The following is a 305-nucleotide window of genomic DNA, read 5'->3' on the forward strand; positions in this document are numbered from 1 at the left end:
AACAACATCGCCAAGGCGCACAGCGGTCTGTCCGTGTTCGCCGGCGTGGGTGAGCGTACCCGTGAGGGCAACGACTTCTACCACGAAATGAAGGACTCCAACGTCCTCGACAAGGTGGCGATGGTGTACGGCCAGATGAACGAGCCGCCGGGCAACCGTCTGCGCGTCGCCCTGACCGGCCTGACCATGGCCGAGTACTTCCGCGACGAGAAGGACGAAAACGGCAAGGGTAAGGACGTCCTGCTGTTCGTCGACAACATCTACCGCTACACCCTGGCCGGTACCGAAGTGTCGGCACTGCTGGG

1 pseudogene is annotated in these 305 nt (G+C 62.3%); it reads left to right on the top strand.

Annotated elements, in window-relative coordinates:
- Positions 1–305: pseudogene (locus tag AN394_RS21845) on the top strand (F0F1 ATP synthase subunit beta); the annotation flags it as partial.

This window comes from Pseudoalteromonas sp. P1-26 (assembly GCF_001401795.1).
Lineage (GTDB): Bacteria > Pseudomonadota > Gammaproteobacteria > Enterobacterales > Alteromonadaceae > Pseudoalteromonas.